Below are 16550 nucleotides of genomic sequence, written 5' to 3' on the forward strand. Positions count from 1 at the left end.
AGCGGTCCGGCCGTACCGGGCAGCGACTCACGATGCTGTTCGGCGGGCCGTACCAGTCGCTGCCGAGTTTCCTGCGTGCGGGAGTACAGCATGGCGAGAACGTCCCGCAGGTCAGGAACCGGAAGTGACGCGGGGGCAGTGGGGCTGTGTGGTCGCCCCCGTGGCCGGTGTGGCCACCGGTGTGCTCGGGTCGGTACTGCTGGCAGCCGTCTGGCGGGCGTGCGACGTCGGGGTGAACGGCGCGGCCAACGGGCTTGCGTTGATCTTCTACGGAGCCCTGCTCACGATCATCGCGACGGCGTGGTGGGGGGTGCTCATCGGGTACGTAGGGCGGCGGAGCCTGCCGGTCGCCCTTCTGGGCGGCATGGCCGGCGGGGCGGTCATGGTGTGGATCTTCGTTGCGCTGCTCCAGGTTCCCCACGGCTACCGATGCTGACGAGGCCGCCCGGGCGCGGCTACTGCCGTTCGGATGCGGGTGCTTCGCGGTGGACCCTGGTGACGACTCGGTGACCTACCGCGGCTCGCGGACCATCGATGATCCGAGCCAAACGCCAAGATCCCGCCCAGCCTCTCGGCTGAGCGGGATCTCGTGACGATTCTCGAGGGCTACTCGAGAACTGCCGCTGGTGGACCTGTGGGGATTTGAACCCCAGACCCCCTCGATGCGAACGAGGTGCGCTACCAGACTGCGCCACAGGCCCTTGCGACGTGTGAAACATTAGCATCCCGATCGGCGTACTCGGAAATCCGCCTCACTCGTTGGCCGCGCGCGGGCGGTCCTCGTCCGCGTACTGGTCGAAGAGGGGTGTGCGGCCGCCGTCGCGGGTGCGGGGGTTGGGGGAAGTGCGCTGGCGGGGGGCCGGGGGCGGGGTGGGGGAAGGGGCCGGGGTCGGGTCCGTCGCCGCCGTGGAGGAGCGGGCCGAGCTCCAGGTTTCCGGGTCCGTGATGTCGACGCCGCCCGTCGCGCGCGGAGCGACCGGGGCCGTGACGTAGGTGGGCAGCGGCACCGGGACCGGGTCCCAGCTGTCGCCGCGGGCCGGGCCGCGCTCGCGCTGCTGGTCCACCCACTCCGCGTGGTCCGTCTGCTCGACGAGCGCGCGGCGGCCGGCCTCCTGCGGGGAGACCGCCGGGGCCGGTTCCGGTTCGGGGCGGGACGTGTCGCCGTCCGGCTCGGCCGGGGCCTGCCGGCGCTGCGGGCGGCTCTCGCGCAGGCGCGCGGCCGCCGCCTCGGCGCGGCGCCGGTCCATGACGTAGACGAACCGCCGCCGCTCCTGGGTGCGCAGATGCACGATGTACGCGCTCAGCAGGACCGCCGGGACGGCGGGCGCCCAGAGGAACGCCAGGCCGCCGACGGCCGCGACGATCGCGCCCAGGGTGAAGGCGAGGAAGAGGACCACCGTCGTGCGCCGGCGCCGGGCGAGGACCTTGCCGCGCCGGGCGCGCTCGGCGGCCGCCTTCGACGAGCGCCGGGCCTGGGCCTGGGCCGGTGCCGGGGCGGGGTCGGGAAGCTCCAGGCGGGCTTCCGTCCTGGCCGCGGGCGCGGAGAAGGCCCGGACGTCGACCGAGCTGAGATGCTCGGTCGCCGCGTCCGGGTCCACGTCGGGTACCGCGTCGTCCGCCGTACGGTCCCGGTCCCTCAGCTCCTTGGCGTACCGGCGCTCCATTCCCGCCCGTCCGGACAGCAGCCGGATGGCGGTGCTGAAGCGTTCCGTCGGACGGGCTTCGTTGAGCTCGTCCTGCCTGCGGAGCCACATCGGCACCAGGTAGGCGGCCCAGGCCCCGACGATGACTGCGTAGATGAGGCCGCTGCTGCTCACGTCTCACACGGTAGAGGGGTTCGCGCGAGGGCATCGGCCAATTGGCCCGGTGTGTCGCACGATCTGCCTGATATCACTGAACTTTTTTGTGATTGTTCGGATCGATTGACGTTCGATCAGTGGTCGAGTGTCGATCGAATTCGAACATCTTTTTTATTTCTCCGGGTTCGCCGACTGCTGCCGACGCGTCCGTTGCCAGCGGCGCAGCAGCCCTTCGGGCACTTCCTCGACGGTGAGGGCGAAGACGAGATGGTCCCGCCACGCCCCGTCGATGTGGAGGTAACGGGGCCGCAGCCCTTCCTCCCGGAATCCCAATTTCTCCACGACCCGGCGCGAGGGGCCGTTCTCGGGCCGAATGCAGACTTCCATCCGGTGCAGTCCGACCACCCGGAAGCAGTGGTCGACCGCGAGCGCGACCGCCGTCGGCATGACGCCCCGCCCGGCCACGGCGCTGTCCACCCAGTAGCCGACGTGTCCCGAACACATCGAACCCCAGGTGATCCCCGCCACGGTGAGCTGGCCGACCAGCCGCCCCTGGTACTCGATCACGAACGGCAGCATCCGGCCCGCGTTGGCCTCGGCGCGCAGATGGCGGACCATCTGCCGGTACGTGGGGCGCTGCGCGACCGGGCCGCCCGGAGCGACCGGGGGCACGGTCGCCTCCCAGGGGCGCAGCCAGTCGCGGTTGCGCCGGTTCACCTCGCGCCATTCCCGCTGGTCGCGCAGCTTTATCGGGCGGAGGACCACGTCGCCGTCCGCCAGGACCACGGGCCAGGGCGAGATCACGACGCCCGGCCCGGATCCGGTTCCGGTCTCGGGTGGTCACCGCCCCGGAGCTGGTCGACGGCGTGGACGAGCAGCGGCTCCAGGACCGCGAGGCCGTCGCGCACCCCGCCCGTCGAGCCGGGCAGGTTCACGATCACCGTGCCGCCCGCGACCCCCGCGAGCCCGCGCGAGAGGGCGGCGGTCGGGACCTTCTCCCGTCCGTACGCGCGGATCGCCTCCGGGATGCCGGGGATCTCGTGGTCGAGGAGTCGGCGGGTGACCTCGGGGGTCGCGTCGGTCGGCGAGATGCCGGTGCCGCCGGTGGTGAGGATGACGTCGTAGCCCGCCTCGACCCCGGCCCGCAGCGCCGCACCGACCGGTTCGCCGTCCGGGACGACCTGCGGTCCGTCGACGGCGAAGCCCATCCGCCGCAGGCCCTCGGCGAGCAGCGGCCCGCCCTTGTCCTCGTACACGCCGGCGGCGGCACGGTTGGAGGCCGTCACCACGAGGGCGGCGTACGGGGCCGACAAGGCGCCGCCCAGGCCGGGGACCTCCGGCGCCGGAGCGGGAACGTCCCCTTCGGCGCCCGCGTGCCCGGCCCGGTCCCCCCGGCCCTCGTCCGAGGGACCGTGGTGCGACTCGGAGACCCGCCCCGCCCGCACACGCGGCACGGCCGCCGCCCGGCCCGCGGGCTCCTCGGCGGTGGTGAGGCCCGTCGCCCCGCCGTCGGGGAGATCCGTCGCGGCCGTCATGACCCCTGCTCCGCCCGGGTCCACGTCCCCGACTTGCCGCCGGTCTTCTCCTCCACCCGCACGTCGGAGATGACCGCGCCCTTGTCGACCGCCTTGATCATGTCGACGACCGTCAGCGCGGCCACCGAGACCGCCGTCAGGGCCTCCATCTCGACGCCCGTGCGGTCCGTGGTCTTCACGGTCGCCAGGATCTCGACCGCGTCGTCCGCGACCGTCAGGTCGAGCGTCACGCCCGAGACGGCGAGCGGGTGGCAGAGCGGGATGAGGTCGGGGGTCTTCTTGGCGCCCATGATCCCGGCGATGCGGGCGGTGGCGAGCGCGTCGCCCTTGGGGACCCCCTCGCCCCGCAGCAGTTCGATCACGCGCGGCGAGACGAGGACGCGGCCACTGGCGCGCGCGGTCCGCGCGGTCACGTCCTTCGCGGAGACGTCGACCATGCGGGCCGCACCCGCCTCGTCGATGTGGGTGAGTCCTTGCTGCGTGCTCATGGCTGTGACGCTCCCGGTCGCTGTGTGGAACGCCACGCTACCGCCACCGGGCCCTCCTCAGCCGATGAGGACCACTTCCAGCTCACTGCCGGGTTCGACCGCTTCCCGCTCCTCCGGTACGACGAGCAGGGCGTCGGCGTGCGCGAGGGCGGCGATCAGGTGGGAGCCGGCGCCGCCCACAGGAGTGACGGTGCCCGACTCGGCGTCGTACGTCCCGCGCAGGAACTGGCGCCGGCCGGCCGGCGAGGTCAGCGCCCGGTCGGCCTTGAGGACGGCACGCACCCGGGGGCGGTGCAGGTCGTCGAGGCCCATCAGGGCGCGGATCGCCGGGCGGACGAACAGCTCGAAGGAGACGTACGAGGAGACCGGATTGCCCGGCAGGGCGAGCAGCGGGGTGTGCTCGGGGCCGATCGTGCCGAAACCCTGGGGCTTGCCGGGCTGCATGGCCAGCTTGCGGAAGTCGACCTCCCCGTCGGCGGTCAGCGCCTCCTTGACGACGTCGTACGCGCCGACGCTCACCCCGCCCGTGGTGACCAGGAGGTCGGCCCGGATCAGCTGGTCCTCGATGGCGGCGCGCAGGCTCTCCGCGTCGTCGGTGACGGCGCCCACGCGGTAGGCGATGGCCCCGGCGTCGCGGGCGGCGGCGGCGAGCGCGAAGCTGTTGGAGTCGTAGATCTGGCCCTGGCCCAATTCCTCGCCGGGCTGGACCAGTTCGCTGCCGGTGGAGATCACGACCACACGGGGGCGGGGACGCACCCGCACGGTGCCGCGGCCGATCGCGGCGAGCAGTCCGATCTGCGGGGGCCCGAGGACCGTCCCGGCCTCCAGGGCCAGGTCGCCCGCCTGGACGTCGCTGCCCCGCGCCCGGACATGGGCCCGCGCCTCGGCGGGGCGGTGGACGCGGACCTCGCCGCCCGCGCCCTCCGGGGCGGAGCTGGCGGAGAGCATGCCGCTCGCCGCTCCCCCGCCGGTGCCGCCGTCGGTCCACTCGACCGGGACGACGGCCTCGGCGCCGGGCGGCAGCGGGGCGCCGGTCATGATCCGGGCGGCCTGACCGGGGCCGACGACGGGCAGTCCGTCGGCGCCCGCGGCCACGTCGCCGATCACGGTCAGTACGGCGGGGAACTCCTCGGTGGCCCCGGCGACGTCGGCGACCCGGACCGCGTACCCGTCCATCGAGCTGTTGTCGAAGGGGGGCAGCGCGACCGGCACCGTCACGTCCTCGACGAGGACGCAGCCCTGGGCGTCGGGCAGTTGCAGCTCGATGGGCTCGAGCGGGGAGACCGCCGCGAGGATGTCGGCCAGGTGCGCGTCCACGGACCACAGGCCGTGCGACGGCCCGCCGCACGCGTCGCCCGCCGGGCCGTGGGCCGCATCACCCGCCGGGCCGTGGGCCGAGTCGCCCGAAGGATCGCTGGACGCCGGTGCCGTACTGCTGCTCAAGGTGCTACATCTCCTCGCTGACGTAACTGCGGAGCCAGGCCCGGAAGTCCGGCCCCAGGTCTTCACGTTCGCACGCGAGTCTGACAATGGCACGCAGATAGTCCCCACGGTCACCGGTGTCATAACGGCGCCCCTTGAACACCACCCCGTGCACCGGCCCGCCGACCCGCTCGTCCTGCGCCAGCTTCTGCAGCGCGTCCGTCAGCTGGATCTCTCCGCCGCGGCCCGGCTCGGTCTCGCGCAGTATCCCGAAAACGGCCGGATCGAGCACATAGCGGCCGATCACCGCGTAGTTGCTCGGCGCCTCGCCCGGATCGGGCTTCTCCACCAGGTCCCGCACCTTCACCACGTCCGCGTCGACCGTCGCGTCCACCGCCGCGCAGCCGTACAGCCCGATCTGCGACGGCTCGACCTCCATCAGCGCGACGACGCTGCCGCCCTCCCGCTCCTGGACCTCCACCATCCGCGACAGCAGCGGGTCCCGCGGGTCGATCAGGTCGTCGCCCAGCAGCACCGCGAAGGGCTGGTCGCCCACGTGCGGGGCGGCGCACAGGACCGCGTGTCCGAGACCCCGGGGATCGCCCTGCCGGACGTAGTGCATGGTCGCCAGGTCGTTGGACTCCTGGACCTTGGAGAGCCGCTCCCCGTCGCCCTTGCGGGTCAGCGCCTCCTCCAGCTCGTAGTTCCGGTCGAAGTGGTCCTCCAGGGGACGCTTGTTGCGGCCGGTGACCATCAGCACGTCACCGAGGCCGGCCTTCACGGCCTCCTCGACGACGTACTGGATCGCCGGCTTGTCGACGACCGGCAGCATCTCCTTCGGCGTCGCCTTCGTAGCCGGGAGGAACCGGGTGCCGAGGCCCGCGGCGGGGATGACAGCCTTGCTGATCCTGGGGAGCGACTGAGTCATGCGGAGCACCTTAGCCGTTCGGTTTGAGAGGAAGATGGGGCTCCATGGCTCGTATCGACTTCCTGTGGATAGGGCCCGGTACGAGAGGTTCGTGAGGCCGCGTGCGTCCGTGCGAGTCGGAAGCGAAGGATGAGATGTCCGGAAAGATCGACCTGCGCCGGCGGCTGCTCGCCGCCCGCGCGCTGCTGAGCCGCCAGGACACCGACGCGGCTGCCGAGCGGCTCGCCCGGGGCGCGTTGGAACTGGCCGAGATGGCGGGGGCGTCGACCGTCGCCGCCTATGTGTCGGTGGGCCGCGAACCGGGCACGCGCGCGTTGCTGGACGTCCTGCGGGCGCGGGAGGTGCGTGTCCTGCTGCCGGTGCTGCTGCCCGACAACGACCTGGACTGGGCCGTGTACGAGGGCGCGGACGGGCTGGCGAAGGCGGGCCGGGGCCTGCTGGAGCCGACGGGTCCGCGGCTGGGTCCCGAGGCGGTGTGCGCGGCCGATGTGGTGCTGCTGCCGGGGCTCGCGGTCGACGAGCGCGGGATGCGGCTCGGCCGGGGCGGCGGGTCGTACGACCGGGTCCTCGCCCGGCTCGCGCGGGCGGGGGCCGATCCGGCGCTGGTGGTGCTCCTCTATGCGGACGAGGTGGTCGCCCGGGTCCCGGAGGAACCGCACGACCACCCCGTGCACGCGGTGGTGACCCCGGAGGGGGCCCGGCGCTTCACGCCGTAACCCCCCGCGCGGCCGTCAGGGCTGCAGGGCTGACCGCCGCTTCAGGGCTTCAGGACCAGCGTGTCCTGGGTCGCGGCGTCGACCGCCGCCTTGCCGTAGGGCCAGTCGAGGAGCTCGCCCCTCGCCCACTTGTCGGTCTGGTCGGAGTAGTTCGAGTGGTACGCGTGCCCCGAGGCGCCGGTCAGGTTGATCCAGCGGGACCTGTCCCAGTCGCCGACGTTGACGACCATCCGCATCGACGGCACCCAGACGACCTCGTAGCCGCCGGCCGCGTTCCAGCCGGTCGCGTTGACCGCGGCCTCCCCGCCGCCGAGGTTCCACGGGCCGCGGTTGAGCATCGACCGGACGAAGCCGGGTCCCGCGGTGCCGAGGGTCTGGTTCTCCAGCGTCAGCTGGTGCAGCCGGCCCCAGCTCCAGGTGGAGACGTCCTTGCCGAGCTTGGCGGTCAGCTCCCAGCGGGCGTCCTCCATGGCGCGGGCGAGGAGCTGGTCGCGGTTCTCGGTGGCCTGGTCGGTGCGGTTGGCCTCGGTCTTCCACCAGGCGTTGTCCGCGTCCTTCAGGAGCGGGCGGACCACCTCGTACCACCGGTCGCCGCCGTCCGGCTGCGCCGATTCTGCGTCCCGCTGGCCGCACTCCCGCACCAGCTTGTTCTGCTCGTCGACCGGGCCGGTGGAGTCGGCCGGGCGGACGTTGATGCAGTCGCCCTCGGCCCGCAGCTCCTTGGGCAGCTTGTCGCCGAAGGCGAGCTTGAGGACGTTGCGCCAGACCGCGTTGAAGTACGCGGCGGCGGCCGAGTCGGGCTCCTGGGTGTAGTCCCAGCCCTCCAGGAGCTTCTGCGCCTCGCGGACGTACGGATCGGAGATGTCGATCTTCAGCAGGAGCGGGTTGAGCAGGGTCGCGATCTCGCTGCGGTTGTCGATCTGCATCGTCCGCATGTCGTCCGGCGAGATCTTCCCGCCGTCCTTGATCTTCGACTCGATGAGGTCGTTGATCCGCTGGCTGCGCGAGCCGTAGCCCCAGTCCCGGGTCAGCAGGTTCGGGTACGAGCCGTCGACGACGGCCTGGTTGGCGGTGACGATGTAGCCGCGGTCGGGGTCCTCCTCGTAGGGCAGCTCCTCGTAGGGGATGTAGCCCTTCCACTTGTACGCGGAGTCCCAGCCGGGCGCCGGGAGAGTGCCGTCGCCCTTCGCGCGCTCCGGGATCCTGCCGGGCGCCTGGTAGCCGATCTTGCCGGAGGTGTCGGCGTAGATCAGGTTCTGGGAGGGGACCTCGAACTTCTTCGCGGCGGTGCGGAACTGCTGGAAGTCCTTGGCGCGGTTCAGTTCGAAGACGGCGTCCATGGAGGTGCCGGGCTGCAGGGCGGTCCACTGGAGGGAGACGGCGTAGCCGCTGCCGCGGTCGGGGGCGGCGTTGCCGACGGGGGCCGTCTGGCCGACCTTCTCCAGTTCGCCCGAGCGGTCGGAGACCACGGGGCCGTGTCCGGTCGAGCGGATCGTGATCAGGCGGGTGCCGCCGCCGGCGATCTTGATCGTCTCCTGGCGGGTGGTGAACGGCTTGGTGCGGCCGTCGACCAGGTACCCCTCGCCGCTGACCTTCTCCAGGTACAGGTCGGTGACGTCGGCGCCGAGGTTGGTGAAGCCCCAGGCGATGGAGTCGTTGTGGCCGATGATCACACCGGGCAGGCCGGAGAAGGTGTACCCGGCGACGTCGTAGCGGCAGGTCGCGGAGACCGAGCGGCAGTGCAGGCCCATCTGGTACCAGAGGGAGGGCATCTGCGGCGCGAGGTGCGGGTCGTTGGCGAGCAGCGGCTTGCCGGAGGTCGTGTAGCGGCCGGAGACGACCCAGGAGTTCGAGCCGATGCCGTTGCCGTTGGGGCCGAGCAGGGCGGGGATCGCGTCGAGGGACTCGGACAGGTCGCCGAGCTGCGAGCGCATCCCCTGGAGCGCGTCGCCGGCGGAGCCGTTGGGGGAGGTGCCCGAGCCGCCGCCGGTCCCGTCGCCGCTCGTCCCGCTGCCGCTCGTCCCGTCGCCGTCCGTCCCGCTGCCGTCCGTGGTGCCGTCGCCGGTGCCGTTCGCCTCGGCGCCCGGGTCGAACTCGCCCTTGTCCTCGTCGACCGCGCCCTTGTCGACGATCGGCTGGTGGAGCTCGTACGGGTACTGCGGGTACAGCTGCTTGATCTGCTCCGGGCTCAGCCGGCTCGTCATCAGCGAACGGTCGATCTCGTCCTGCATGTTGCCGCGCAGGTCCCAGGCCATCGCCTTGAGCCAGGCCACCGAGTCGACCGGCGTCCAGGGCTCGATCGTGTACTCGTGGGAGAAGGCGAGCGCCGCGTACTCGACGGAGACGTCGGACGGGTCGCGGTCCTTGAGATAGGCGTTGACGCCCTCCGCGTACGCCTGGAGGTTCTTCTTCGTCTCCGGCGTGAGGACCTTGTCGTACTCCTGCTGCGCGACCCGGTGCCATCCGAGGGTGCGCAGGAAGGCGTCGGTGTCGACCTGGCTGTCGCCGAACATCTCCGAGAGGCGCCCCGACGTCATGTGGCGCCGGACGTCCATCTCGTAGAAGCGGTCCTGGGCCTGGACGTAGCCCTGGGCCCGGAAGAGGTCGGCCTCGGTGTCGGCGTAGATCTGCGGGACGCCGTACGCGTCCCGCTTGACGTCGACCTGGCCGGAGAGCGCGTCGAGCCGGATCGTCCCCGTGGTCTGCGGGAACGAGGCCCGGACGGTGCTGACGCCCCAGTACCCGCCGTACCCGATGCCCGCGACCAGCGCGAGGACCAGGACGAGCACGATCAGGCGGGCGCGTCGCCCCTTCTTCTTCGCGGGGGGCGCGGTCGTGTTGGAGGGCATCGCTGTCCTTCGAGGGGCAGGGTGGTCCTGGAGTACGGGAGCAACCTTAGGCGCAGGGGCGCGGCGGCCCGGACGCGGTGTCGGTGAGAGCGGCCGCGGGGAGCCGTCGGGCGGCGGCGGGACGGCGTCAAGGAAACGTTAAAGATTAGGTAAGGTAACGAAGTGTCGGCTGCTGGAGGAACGATCCGGCTGCATGCGAGGGGAAGGATCGGCCACTGACTGTCCACCAGCTCAACGAACTCCTGCTCATCTGCTCGCTCGTGCTGCTCATCGCTGTCGCGGCGGTGCGGATCTCGTCCCGGAGCGGGCTCCCCAGCCTGTTGCTGTACCTCGGGATCGGGATCGCCATCGGGCAGGACGGCATCGGCAACGTCGCCTTCGACAACGCCGAACTGACCCAGGTGATCGGCTACGCCGCCCTGGTCGTGATCCTGGCCGAGGGCGGCCTGGGCACGAAGTGGAGGGAGATCAAACCCGCGCTGCCCGCGGCCGTCGTGCTGTCGACGGTCGGCGTCGCGGTGAGCGTGGGCATCACGGCGGCCGCCGCGCACTATCTGGTGGGCCTCGACTGGCGCCAGGCGATGATCATCGGCGCGGTCGTCTCCTCGACCGACGCCGCCGCCGTCTTCTCCGTCCTGCGCAAGGTGCCGCTGCCCGCCCGGGTCACCGGCGTCCTGGAGGCCGAATCCGGCTTCAACGACGCCCCCGTCGTCATCCTCGTCGTCGCCTTCTCGACGGTCGGCCCGGTCGACGGCTGGTACGTCCTGGTCGGCGAGATCGCCCTGGAGCTGGCCATCGGCGCGGCCATCGGCCTGGCGGTCGGCTTCGTCGGCTCCTTCGGGCTGCGGCACGTGGCCCTGCCCGCCTCCGGCCTCTACCCGATCGCCGTCATGGCCATCGCGGTCGTGGCGTACGCGGCCGGCGCGATGGCCCACGGCTCCGGCTTCCTCGCCGTCTACCTCGCCTCGATGGTGCTCGGCAACGCCAGGCTGCCGCACGCGCCGGCCAACCGCGGCTTCGCCGAGGGGCTCGGCTGGATCGCGCAGATCGGCATGTTCGTCCTGCTCGGCCTGCTGGTGACCCCCTCCCAGCTGGTCGACGACTTCTGGCCGGCGGTGATCATCGGCCTGGTCCTGACGGTGGTCGCCCGGCCGATGGAGGTCCTGCTCAGCCTGCTGCCGTTCCGCATCCCCTGGCAGGAACAGGCCCTGATGTCCTGGGCCGGCCTGCGCGGAGCCGTCCCCATCATCCTGGCCACCATCCCCATGGTCTCCGGCATCGAAGGCAGCGAACGCGTCTTCAACATCGTCTTCGTCCTGGTCGTGGTCTACACCCTCGTCCAGGGGCCGACCCTGCCCTGGCTGGCCCGTGCCCTGAAGCTGGGCGCCTCGTCGGAGGCGGCCGACCTCGGCGTCGAGTCGGCGCCGCTGGAGCGGCTGCGCGGGCACCTGCTGTCGGTCGCGGTCCCGGCCGGGTCGAAGATGCACGGCGTGGAGGTCGCGGAGCTGCGCCTCCCGGCCGGAGCGGCGGTCACCCTGGTCGTCCGGGACGACAAAAGCTTCGTACCCGGTCCGACCACGGTCCTGCGGCGCGGGGACGAACTCCTCGTCGTCGCCACCGACCCGGTCCGGGACGCCGCCGAGCGGCGGCTGCGGGCCGTGGGCCAGGGCGGCAAGCTGGCCGGATGGCTGGGAACCGGCGGTTCCACGGCGGTCACCGCGCACCGGCGGCTCGGCGCCGGCGCACGACCCGGCGCGGGCTCGCGGCTCGGCGCGGGGTCGCGGCTCGGCCACGGCAGCGGCGAGGGCCACGGCGAGGACGGCGCGCGCCGGCGCAACCGCAAGCGAACGTCCGGTTAATCACAGGCACGGATTGCGAAGGGTGGGCGTTTTCCCAGGCGGGAAGGCGCCCTTCCCTGTACCATGAAGGCACACTTAGATCGAACCAACTCTGCCTGACGCAGAGCTGGCGCGACCGTATGGCGGTCGACCCCCCGCAAAAGGGCTGGGCTCGGCATCTACCGCAGTTCCGCGCATGAGGACAGCTCTCGGCGATACCCGCACCACCGTGCACGGGGCGCGCTACCAGGCGGCAGAAAGGCAAGGACCGTGGTGTCCACGGTCACTTCTGACACGCTTGAGGCGTCTGCGACGACTGCGACGGCTTCGACGACCGCTACGGCGGTGACGGCCAGGGCCGGCCTGGCCGATGAGAACAGCATCGCCGGCCAGGCCGGCGAGGCCTCGCGGAACACGAAGGCCCCCGAGGCCACGAAGGCTCCGAAGGCTCGGAAGGCTGCCGGTTACGGACAGCTGCTGCGTACCCCCGGCGCGCTGTCCTTCCTGCTCCCCGGCTTCGCCGCCCGGCAGCCGTTCGCGATGCTGACGATCGGCATCGTCCTGCTCGTCCAGCACACCACCGGCTCGTACGGCAGCGCCGGCGCCGTCGCCGCCGTCACCGGCGTCTCCATGGCGATGTTCGCCCCGCAGAGCGGCAAGCTCGCCGACCGCTTCGGCCAGCGGGCCGTCCTGGTCCCCGGCGTCCTGATCCACGCCGCCGCCGTCGTCACCCTCACCGTGCTCGCCCTGGCCGGCGCGCCCCTGTGGGCGCTGTTCCTGGCCGCGGTGCCGGCCGGTGCCTCCGTGCCGCAGGTCGGCCCGATGGTCCGGGCCCGGTGGGCGGCGAAGCTGGACGGCTCGCCCCTGATGCCGACGGCCGCGGCCTTCGAATCGGTCACCGACGAGTTCACCTTCGTCGTCGGCCCGGTCCTCGCGACCGCGCTCTGCACCGGCGTCCACCCCGCCGCCGGTCTGATCGCCGAAGCCTCGCTGACGCTCTTCGGCGGCCTGTTCTTCGCCGCCCAGCGGCGCACCCAGCCCGTCCACGGCCTGGCGGCCGCCGCCGGCGCCGGAGCGCGCGTCTCGGCGCTCTCCATCCCCGGCGTACGGGTCCTCGCCGTCGCCTTCCTGGGCATCGGCTCCGTCTTCGGCGGCATGCAGGTCTCCCTGACCGCCTTCTCCGAGGAGATCGGGAACCCCGGCGCCAACGGCCTGCTCTACGGCGTCTTCGCGGCCGGCAACATGCTCGCGGGCATCGCCTGCGGTGCCATCGCCTGGAAGATCGGTCCGCGCAAGCGCCTGATCCTGGGTTACGCCGGACTCACCGTGGCGGCCTCGCTGCTCTGGTCCGTCCACTCCGTGCCGCTGCTCGCCGCCCTCGGCCTCCTCGTCGGCCTGTGCATCGCCCCGGCCCTGATCACCGGCTACACCATCGTCGAGACCCTCGTCCCGGCCACCGCCCGCACCGAGGCCTTCACCTGGCTCACCGGCGCCGTCGCGCTCGGCCAGGCCGCCGCCGTGACCGTCGCCGGACGCCTGGCCGACGCGCACGGCGCGAGCACCGGATTCCTGGTGCCGCTGGCCGGCACCGCCCTCGCCCTGGCCACCCTCCTCGCGCTGCGTTCCCGCCTGGCACCCCGGGCGCCCGGGCGACTCGCCGCACGTGGTATCGGTCACCGAGTGCCGGTGACGGTGGACTGATCCCGCGGAATACGTCACTATGGATCGTCGTTAGCACTCGATGAGTGTGAGTGCCAGGAGGAAGACAAGTGCCGACCTACCAGTACCAGTGCACCGAGTGCGGCGAGGGCCTCGAGGCGGTGCAGAAGTTCACCGATGACGCGCTGACCGAATGCCCGAACTGCAAGGGACGCCTGAAGAAGGTGTTCTCCGCGGTCGGCATCGTGTTCAAGGGCTCCGGGTTCTACCGCAACGACAGCCGCGGCTCGTCGTCCAGCAGCACGCCCGGCTCGACGTCCAAGCCGGCCTCGGCCCCCTCCTCCGGCGCGTCGTCCTCGGACGCCAAGCCGGCCGCGTCGTCGAGCACGGCCTCCAGCACGTCGAGCACGTCGAGCTCTTCCGGCTCCAGCAGCTCCAGCTCGGCCGCCTGAGCGGGAAGCACCGCCCCCGCGCCTCGGCGGGTGGCCGCTCCACGCACATCCGACGCAAGCCCCACCGCCCACCGCGGTGGGGCTTTCGCCGTTCCGGGACCGGCAGCCCGGCGCCCGTTAGTGTGATCGTCATGGCGAACGAGGCGAACACGGCTTACGCGGGCATCGGCGTGATCGGCGGATCGGGGTTCTACTCCTTCCTGGAGGACGTGACGGAGGTCCCCGTCGACACCCCGTACGGCAGCCCCAGCGACTCCCTCTTCCTCGGCGAGATCGCCGGACGGCGGGTCGCGTTCCTGCCCCGGCACGGCCGCACGCACACGGTGCCGCCCCACCGCATCAACTACCGCGCCAACCTGTGGGCGCTGCGCTCGGTGGGCGTGCGGCAGGTGCTCGGGCCGTGCGCGGTGGGCGGCCTGCGGGAGGAGTACGGCCCCGGCACCCTCGTCGTACCGGATCAGCTGGTCGACCGGACGAAGACGCGGGCGCAGACGTACTTCGACGGGGAGCCGCTGCCCGACGCCTGGGGCGGCGCCGTGCCGAACGTCGTCCACACCACCTTCGCCGACCCGTACTGCCCCGACGGGCGGCGGACGGCGCTGAAGGCGGCCCGCGGGCGGGGCTGGGAGGCGGTGGACGGCGGCACCATGGTCGTCGTCGAGGGGCCCAGGTTTTCCACCCGCGCCGAGTCGCGCTGGCACGCGGCGGCGGGCTGGTCCGTGGTCGGGATGACAGGGCACCCGGAGGCGATCCTCGCCCGGGAGCTGGGGCTCTGCTACACCTCGCTCGCGCTGGTCACGGACCTGGACGCGGGCGCCGAGACGGGCGAGGGCGTCTCCCACACGGAGGTGCTGCGCGTCTTCGGCGAGAACGTGGAGCGGCTGCGGGAGGTGCTGTTCGACGCGGTGGGCGCACTGCCGGACACGGCGGACCGGGACTGCCTCTGCACGCATGCGCACGACGGGTGGGACCTGGGGATCGAACTTCCCTGAGGCAGGGTGGGGCGGGCCGACTGCCGGTTTGTGGGGGGGACGGGCGTCTCGCCCCCCACGGACGGGGCGGGCGGGCCGACTGCCGGTCCGGGGGGCGTCTCGCGTCCCCCTCAGGGGTGAGCGGGTTGTCCACAGGGGGGCGGCGGTCCACAGGCGGGAGCGGGAGGCGGAGAGAGCCGGGAAGGTGGGAGCGGTTCTCCGGGCGGTCCGGGGGACGGCACTCGGCTTCGGTTCCTGACAGGTGGTGTCCGCCATGACGGCTTCTCCTCTCTCCTCCTCCCCTTCGTTCCCCTCCGCGCCTTCCTTCCCTTCCTCCGCCGGCTTCTCCTCGCTGCCCGCTCTCTCCTCCCCGCTCCCTTCCCTGCCCTCCCTCCGGGGCCCTTCCCCGCTCTCGCCCGTGCCCGGGACGTGCGAGGTGCCGCTCTTCGAGCCGCTGCGGCCCCGGGGAGGTCCGCAGCGGCTGCGGCGGGCGCTGCGGCGCCGGCGGCGGGCCCCGGCCGCCGTCCTCGCGCTGGCCGCGGCGGCGCTGGCGGTCGCGGCCGGGGCCGGGGAGGTGTCGGCCGACCCGCCGCCCCGGCAGGCCACGGCATCGGCCGCGGAGGCGAGGGAGCGTCACGGCCCGCCCGTGGTACGGCTGGTGTCGGCTCCGGTACGGATCGCGGACGCGGCGGCCGTACGGCTGTTGCGCCCCGGAGACCGGGTCGACGTGATCGCGGCGGCGCCCGACTCCCCGGCCGGCGGGGACGGGAAACCGCGCGTCGTCGCCGCCGGCGCACGCGTGGCCGAGGTCCCGCGCGCCGATACACCCCGTCCGGACGGTGGCGCCCTGGTCGTGCTTTCCGTGCCCCGGACGACGGCGACGGCGCTCGCCGCCGCCGGGATCAGCTCACCCCTGGCGGTGACCTGGTGCTGAATCGCACTGACGGGCTGTCAAGTCACCGCCAGGTGTGTACCGATTGGACGCCCTCGCGCCGATCACGGCGTAATGGAGGCACCAACTGCACACGCGACGAAAGGCATCCGGGTGACCCCGAAGAAGGAGAGCGTGCTGGCGGGCTTCAAGGCCTTCCTCATGCGCGGGAACGTGATCGACCTGGCGGTGGCGGTCGTCATCGGTGCCGCCTTCACCAACATCGTGAACGCCGTGGTGAAGGGCGTCATCAACCCGTTGGTCGGCGCCTTCGGCACCAAGGACCTGGAGAGCTACAAGTCCTGCCTCAAGGACCCGTGCAAGATCGTCGGCGGCGAGATGCAGGGCATCGAGATCCAGTGGGGCCTCGTCCTCAGCGCGGTCCTGAGCTTCCTGATCACCGCGGCCGTCGTCTATTTCCTGATGGTCCTGCCGATGGCCAGGATCCTGGCCAGGCGGGCGGCGCACGACAAGGCGAAGGAAGGCGTCCAGGAGACCCTGGAGGTCAGCGAGCTGGAGGTCCTGAAGGAGATCAGGGACGCGCTCGTGGCTCAGCGCGGGCCCGGCTCGGGCCCCGACGCGGGCGCGGGTCCGGGTGTGCCCTCCGGCTCAGGAGGCGGTTCCGGTTTCGGGGGCGGCTCCGGGCCCGGGGGCGGAGCGGGGACCGGCACGGGGACGCACAACACCCCCTAGCCGACGGCTCGCGCCGGTGTCAGAGGTGGTGCGGCGGCTTCTCGTCGAGGAAGCGCGCGAGATCGGCGGCGCTGTCACCGCCGCCGGGAGGCCGCTCGCCCCACCCGCGGTCCGTATCGTCCGCGGACTGCCGGTCCAGCGGATCGTCGAAGATCAGTGCCGACGCGGGTCGCGTTCGAGGCTCGTCGTCGGACTGCTCCGCTGCTCGCGGGCCGTGGGCGGGGGCGGTACTCATATCTTCAGGGTACGCCGGGGTTCCGGGCGCGGAT

16 protein-coding genes and 1 tRNA gene are annotated in these 16550 nt (G+C 72.5%); 8 read left to right on the forward strand and 9 right to left on the reverse strand.

The annotated features are described in order from the left end of the window. The first annotated feature begins 124 nt into the window (after window positions 1–124). Entirely contained in the window at window positions 125–436 is a 312-nt protein-coding gene (locus ACFZBD_RS30265; RefSeq protein WP_391145770.1) for a hypothetical protein, read from the forward strand. A gap of 188 nt (window positions 437–624) precedes the next feature. Here ACFZBD_RS30265 and ACFZBD_RS30270 read toward each other — a convergent pair. The 7 genes from ACFZBD_RS30270 to galU all read right to left on the reverse strand — a co-directional run bounded on the left by ACFZBD_RS30270 (window position 625) and on the right by galU (window position 6172). After that, window positions 625–701, reverse strand: a tRNA-Ala gene (locus tag ACFZBD_RS30270). Between the two features lie 51 nt (window positions 702–752). Then, window positions 753–1817, reverse strand: a complete 1065-nt coding sequence (gene glpR / locus ACFZBD_RS30275) for a gephyrin-like molybdotransferase receptor GlpR (protein WP_391145773.1) — start codon at window positions 1815–1817, stop codon at window positions 753–755. A 153-nt stretch (window positions 1818–1970) separates the two neighbouring features. Next, complete coding sequence (locus ACFZBD_RS30280; RefSeq protein WP_391145776.1) at window positions 1971–2603, reverse strand: GNAT family N-acetyltransferase; 633 nt, start codon at window positions 2601–2603, stop codon at window positions 1971–1973. Then, window positions 2600–3124: a molybdenum cofactor synthesis domain-containing protein gene (locus ACFZBD_RS30285; RefSeq protein WP_391146136.1), complete on the reverse strand. Its 525-nt coding sequence runs from the start codon at window positions 3122–3124 to the stop codon at window positions 2600–2602. The genes ACFZBD_RS30280 and ACFZBD_RS30285 overlap by 4 nt, the downstream gene beginning before the upstream one ends. 206 nt (window positions 3125–3330) lie before the next feature. After that, window positions 3331–3822, reverse strand: coding sequence for a cyclic pyranopterin monophosphate synthase MoaC (gene moaC, locus ACFZBD_RS30290; protein ID WP_391145780.1), 492 nt, complete (start codon window positions 3820–3822; stop codon window positions 3331–3333). A 57-nt stretch (window positions 3823–3879) separates the two neighbouring features. Further along, window positions 3880–5139 (reverse strand): gephyrin-like molybdotransferase Glp, encoded by a 1260-nt coding sequence (gene glp, locus ACFZBD_RS30295; protein WP_391146139.1) that lies wholly within the window; start codon window positions 5137–5139, stop codon window positions 3880–3882. 130 nt (window positions 5140–5269) lie between these two features. Beyond that, the gene (galU, locus tag ACFZBD_RS30300) at window positions 5270–6172 is read right to left on the reverse strand and encodes a UTP--glucose-1-phosphate uridylyltransferase GalU (RefSeq protein WP_391145782.1); all 903 of its coding nucleotides are present in this window, start codon (window positions 6170–6172) and stop codon (window positions 5270–5272) included. Between the two features lie 134 nt (window positions 6173–6306). On the opposite strand from galU, the gene ACFZBD_RS30305 reads away from it, so the two are divergent. Beyond that, a complete protein-coding gene (locus ACFZBD_RS30305) occupies window positions 6307–6888 on the forward strand; it encodes a 5-formyltetrahydrofolate cyclo-ligase (protein ID WP_391145784.1) in 582 nt (193 codons plus the stop codon). A 41-nt stretch (window positions 6889–6929) separates the two neighbouring features. Here ACFZBD_RS30305 and ACFZBD_RS30310 read toward each other — a convergent pair whose 3' ends face one another. Then, window positions 6930–9737, reverse strand: coding sequence for a penicillin acylase family protein (locus tag ACFZBD_RS30310; protein WP_391145787.1), 2808 nt, complete (start codon window positions 9735–9737; stop codon window positions 6930–6932). 260 nt (window positions 9738–9997) lie between these two features. On the opposite strand from ACFZBD_RS30310, the gene ACFZBD_RS30315 reads away from it, so the two are divergent. From ACFZBD_RS30315 to mscL, 6 genes are all read left to right on the forward strand, one after another. Continuing rightward, on the forward strand, window positions 9998–11596 hold the full coding sequence (locus ACFZBD_RS30315) for a potassium/proton antiporter (RefSeq protein WP_391145790.1): 1599 nt from the start codon (window positions 9998–10000) through the stop codon (window positions 11594–11596). Window positions 11597–12049: 453 nt separating this feature from the next. Beyond that, window positions 12050–13276 carry an MFS transporter gene (locus tag ACFZBD_RS30320; RefSeq protein WP_391146142.1) on the forward strand — a complete coding sequence of 409 codons (1227 nt, stop codon included), beginning with the start codon at window positions 12050–12052 and terminating at the stop codon, window positions 13274–13276. Between the two features lie 68 nt (window positions 13277–13344). Then, window positions 13345–13686 (forward strand): FmdB family zinc ribbon protein, encoded by a 342-nt coding sequence (locus ACFZBD_RS30325; protein WP_391145792.1) that lies wholly within the window; start codon window positions 13345–13347, stop codon window positions 13684–13686. Window positions 13687–13817: 131 nt separating this feature from the next. Further along, window positions 13818–14678, forward strand: a complete 861-nt coding sequence (locus ACFZBD_RS30330) for an S-methyl-5'-thioadenosine phosphorylase (RefSeq protein ID WP_391145794.1) — start codon at window positions 13818–13820, stop codon at window positions 14676–14678. A gap of 253 nt (window positions 14679–14931) precedes the next feature. Continuing rightward, entirely contained in the window at window positions 14932–15591 is a 660-nt protein-coding gene (locus ACFZBD_RS30335) for a hypothetical protein (protein WP_391145796.1), read from the forward strand. A gap of 111 nt (window positions 15592–15702) precedes the next feature. Next, window positions 15703–16281 carry a large conductance mechanosensitive channel protein MscL gene (gene mscL, locus ACFZBD_RS30340; RefSeq protein ID WP_391145799.1) on the forward strand — a complete coding sequence of 193 codons (579 nt, stop codon included), beginning with the start codon at window positions 15703–15705 and terminating at the stop codon, window positions 16279–16281. Between the two features lie 19 nt (window positions 16282–16300). Here mscL and ACFZBD_RS30345 read toward each other — a convergent pair whose 3' ends face one another. Further along, window positions 16301–16516, reverse strand: coding sequence for a hypothetical protein (locus ACFZBD_RS30345; RefSeq protein ID WP_391145800.1), 216 nt, complete (start codon window positions 16514–16516; stop codon window positions 16301–16303). Window positions 16517–16550: the final 34 nt, after the last annotated feature.

Origin of the sequence: Streptomyces sp. NPDC008121, from assembly GCF_042957155.1 — a bacterium.
Lineage (GTDB): Bacteria > Actinomycetota > Actinomycetes > Streptomycetales > Streptomycetaceae > Streptomyces.

Excerpts from the sequence above, each read along its gene's own strand:
- ACFZBD_RS30310 (WP_391145787.1), bottom strand. The coding sequence starts at position 9,737 with ATGCCCTCCAACACGACCGCGCCCCCCGCGAAGAAGAAGGGGCGACGC.
- moaC (WP_391145780.1), bottom strand. The coding sequence starts at position 3,822 with ATGAGCACGCAGCAAGGACTCACCCACATCGACGAGGCGGGTGCGGCC.
- galU (WP_391145782.1), bottom strand. The coding sequence starts at position 6,172 with ATGACTCAGTCGCTCCCCAGGATCAGCAAGGCTGTCATCCCCGCCGCG.
- ACFZBD_RS30335 (WP_391145796.1), top strand. The coding sequence starts at position 14,932 with ATGACGGCTTCTCCTCTCTCCTCCTCCCCTTCGTTCCCCTCCGCGCCT.
- ACFZBD_RS30305 (WP_391145784.1), top strand. The coding sequence starts at position 6,307 with ATGTCCGGAAAGATCGACCTGCGCCGGCGGCTGCTCGCCGCCCGCGCG.
- ACFZBD_RS30345 (WP_391145800.1), bottom strand. The coding sequence starts at position 16,516 with ATGAGTACCGCCCCCGCCCACGGCCCGCGAGCAGCGGAGCAGTCCGAC.
- ACFZBD_RS30330 (WP_391145794.1), top strand. The coding sequence starts at position 13,818 with ATGGCGAACGAGGCGAACACGGCTTACGCGGGCATCGGCGTGATCGGC.